Below are 3,147 nucleotides of genomic sequence, written 5' to 3'. Positions count from 1 at the left end.
GCTGACGCCTACCCGCCCGCTGCCTGCCGCACGGCACGCGGCGACGCGCCGAGTTCCTTGCGGCAGGTCTTGTTGAAGGCCTGGAGGTCCGGGATCCCGACCGTCGCCGCGACGGCCGGGATCGCCAGGGTCGAGGCGATGAGCAGATGGCGGGCGCGCTCCATGCGGCGGCGCCGTACGTAGCCGACGACCGTGTGCCCGGTGTCCTCGCGGAACAGCCGGGTCAGGTGCGTGTGGGACACCCCGGCGGCCCGGGCGATCCCGGGGACGCTCAGCGGGTCGGCCAGGTGCTCCTCGATGTGCGTCATGGCCGCCCGCACCGCCGGATGCCGGGCCCCGGAGGGCGCCTCGGCGGCCTCCGCCAGGCCGGTCGTGCGCCACAGCACCGTCCACAGTTCCGCGGAGGCACGGGCCGGGGACTGCGCGCCCGCCGCGATCGTCTGGCGCAGCAGCGCGCTCAGCACCGCCGCCTCCGGCCCGGCGTCCTGCATCGCCGGGACGCGGCGCCGCTCCCCGTCGCCCGGCAGCCGGAAGTGGGCGTAGAGGTGCTCGCAGCGCGGGGCGCCGTAGTGGAAGTGCACCTCCGTGCCGGGCGGGACAAGGCTGAGGTGCCCGGGGCGGATCGGGTGCCGCGCACCGCCGGACTCCAGGGTGCCGGAGTAGCCGTAAAGGTGGAGCTGCCACAGGTGCGGGAGGAGGAAGACCTCGTGCGGGCCGGTGGAGCCGTGCACGCCCACGCCCGCGTGCACCCGGTCGGGCGGCAGATCGAGGGGCAGTTCCACGAAGGTCGGCATGGTGGAAAATTACCAGTGGTTGCCGATTACGCCCCACGACCACGGGCGTGTGCGCTCCTACGGTTGCGTCATGCCAACCACACAGCAGCTGTTGAGCTCCGTCGAGGTGGCGCGGTTCACTGCCCACGGTTTCCTGCGCCTCGACGGCGTCGTGCCCCGGGAGATGAACGAGGAGGCGCTCGACGTCTTCGCCGCCGGGTCACTGCCCGCCGTGCCGTACGGCACTCCCGTGCCGGTGGCCTTCCCGGAGGGTTCCTTCGCCCGGCGGCTCCTAGAACTGCCCGTCGTGGCGGGGGCATTGGAGAGCCTGGTGGGTTCGGACCCGGCCGTCGACCACCACTTCGTGCACACCCGCCTGTCTCATGAGGGCAGTGCGCAGCCGCTGCACGCCGACGCCCTCATCGACGTGCGGGCCGACGCCTTCGACGTGCAGCTCATGTACTACCCGCAGGAGGTGACCGCCGGGATGGGCGGCACGCTCGTCGTCCCGGGCAGCCATCTGCGCCGCACCAACGAGTCCGACACCGGCCGCTACCAGAACCTGCGCGGCCAGATCCGGCTGACCTGCCCGGCCGGCACCGTGCTCCTGCTGCACCACGGCATCTGGCACGGCGGGCGGCGCAACGACAGCGACACCGTCCGCCACATGTACAAGATCCGCTTCAACCCGACCGTGCCCCAGGTGCGGCTGTGGGACACGCGGGACGCCGGCTCCCCCGCCGTGCGCGAGGAGCTGCGGCGCACGTTCCCCTGGTACGAGCAGGCCACCGCCCGGCTGGAGATCCACAACCGGATTCTGTTGTGGCGCGCCCTGTCAGCCGACCCCGGCTTCGACGTCGACCACTGGGCCACCCGCATCACCAACCGGCCCGCAGCGCCCGCCTCTCGGAGGAGCACCGCATGACCACCACCCGGCAGCAGGTCCTCGTCCTCTACCTCGACACCTCCGCCCTCGACTCCAAGGTCGTCGGCTGGGCCCGCTACGACGGCACGGGCTCGACCCGTCCGACGACCGGGGACAGCGACGAACCCCCGTACGAGACAGGGGTCGGCGCCCTGGAGGACGGCTGGCGGCTCTTTCAGGCGGCTCCGCTCGTGCCGCCGTATCCGGGGGCGGAGCACGCCACGTCGTTCCTCAAGCACGAGTTCTTCTTCGAGAAGCTCGTGGATCAGTGAGGGCGGCCGCCGGAGCGCGCTTCGGCGGTGGCCTTCAGGTCGTCCAGCCACGCTTCGAGGCCCTGCCCCAGGGCCTCGGTCGCGGTGGGCACGTCCGCTTCGACCTGGTCGCCGGTCCAGGTCTCCTCGGTGTGGACGTGGACACCGCCCTTGACCTCGCGGAAGGTCCACAGGTGGACTGGACGCCCTCGTCGATGCGCAGGCCTTCACCGATCGCGGGACCCTTCCACAGGATGCAGTCCTGGTTCCGCAGGTGTCGGACCGTGGAGGTGATCTCCAGTGTGGTGGCGGGGGTGTGGGGGGTGGCGGGTGCCGGGGTCGTCCAGCGAAACCGCGAGCCCTTCCGCAGCCGGCCCGGGTCGAGGCGCTCCATCGTGGTGACCGGCGGTTGCCAGGACGGCCAGCCTTCTACCTCCGTCTGGAGCTTCCAGACCGTGCGCAGCGGTGCCTTGATCACGATGTCGGACTTGTAGCGGATGAGGGCGGCGGGGTCGACGCCGTGCTCGCCGCAGCGGGACGGGGCGGTACCGGTGCGGTCGGTCGCCTGGGCGGTGGGGGCCGTGCGGCGAGGGCGCCGGCGAGGGCGAGTGTCACCGCGACCGCGCGCAGAGGGGAGCGGGGCCGGGGCTGCTGGTCGGGTGCGGACGACGGGCCGTTGCCGGACATGGTGTTCCTCTCGGTGGTCGGTGAGTCGGCCAGTGGCTCGAGGTGGCGGGCCCGTTAGGGAACGAGGACGACCTTTCCGGCGACCGTGCCGGACTCGGCCAGCCGCAGGGCTTCGGAGACGCGGGCGAGCGGCAGTTGCGCGGCGATCCGGGCGGTGACCTCGCCACGCTGGAGAGCGTCGAAGACCTGGGTGAGGTCGGTACGCAGTCGGGACCGGAAGCGGTTCTTGGCAAAGGCCTTGCCGGCCCAGACGTTGAAGAAGTAGGCGCGGCGCCGGTTGGGCAGCGCATTCCACGTCCACACCCGGAAGAGCAGTTTGAGGACGGGCCACTGCTTGGAGCCCTCGTCGTCCCGGGTGGAGGCGCTGCCGTAGGAGACGAGGGTGCCGCCGGGGGCGAGGAGCCGCCAGGAGTCGGTGATGCCGCGGCCTCCGACGTGGTCGAAGACGGCGGGGGAGTACAGGTAGGACACCTCGGTGTGCGAAAGGAATCGTTTGTCGTACCGTGCGACC

General features: G+C 71.9%; 4 protein-coding genes and 1 pseudogene. 2 read left to right on the top strand and 3 right to left on the bottom strand.

Going from position 1 to position 3,147, the window contains the following annotated elements; all coding sequences use genetic code 11:
• Positions 1 to 8 precede the first annotated feature (8 nt).
• Complete coding sequence (locus tag ABZ281_RS43785; RefSeq protein ID WP_356663775.1) at positions 9 to 794, bottom strand: AraC family transcriptional regulator; 786 nt, start codon at positions 792 to 794, stop codon at positions 9 to 11.
• A 70-nt stretch (positions 795 to 864) separates the two neighbouring features.
• Here ABZ281_RS43785 and ABZ281_RS43780 point away from each other — a divergent pair, with 70 nt between their 5' ends.
• Positions 865 to 1,698: a phytanoyl-CoA dioxygenase family protein gene (locus ABZ281_RS43780; RefSeq protein ID WP_356663773.1), complete on the top strand. Its 834-nt coding sequence runs from the start codon at positions 865 to 867 to the stop codon at positions 1,696 to 1,698.
• Positions 1,695 to 1,970 carry a hypothetical protein gene (locus tag ABZ281_RS43775; RefSeq protein ID WP_142161622.1) on the top strand — a complete coding sequence of 92 codons (276 nt, stop codon included), beginning with the start codon at positions 1,695 to 1,697 and terminating at the stop codon, positions 1,968 to 1,970. The genes ABZ281_RS43780 and ABZ281_RS43775 overlap by 4 nt, the downstream gene beginning before the upstream one ends.
• On the opposite strand, the pseudogene ABZ281_RS43770 reads toward ABZ281_RS43775, so the two are convergent.
• Both ABZ281_RS43770 and ABZ281_RS43765 read right to left on the bottom strand, forming a co-directional pair.
• Positions 1,964 to 2,469, bottom strand: a pseudogene (locus ABZ281_RS43770) (SRPBCC family protein); the annotation flags it as partial. The gene ABZ281_RS43775 and the pseudogene ABZ281_RS43770 sit on opposite strands and share 7 nt — an antisense overlap.
• A 221-nt stretch (positions 2,470 to 2,690) precedes the next feature.
• On the bottom strand, positions 2,691 to 3,147 hold a 457-nt coding region (locus ABZ281_RS43765; protein WP_356663771.1), incomplete at its 5' end, for a zinc-binding dehydrogenase.

The sequence above is a fragment of the Streptomyces sp. NPDC006265 genome (assembly GCF_040613555.1).
Lineage (GTDB): Bacteria > Actinomycetota > Actinomycetes > Streptomycetales > Streptomycetaceae > Streptomyces.
This window is presented reverse-complemented; position numbering and strand designations above follow the sequence as displayed.

Coding starts and splice junctions, on each gene's coding strand:
- ABZ281_RS43780 (WP_356663773.1), top strand. CDS start 865: ATGCCAACCACACAGCAGCTGTTGAGCTCCGTCGAGGTGGCGCGGTTC.
- ABZ281_RS43775 (WP_142161622.1), top strand. CDS start 1,695: ATGACCACCACCCGGCAGCAGGTCCTCGTCCTCTACCTCGACACCTCC.
- ABZ281_RS43785 (WP_356663775.1), bottom strand. CDS start 794: ATGCCGACCTTCGTGGAACTGCCCCTCGATCTGCCGCCCGACCGGGTG.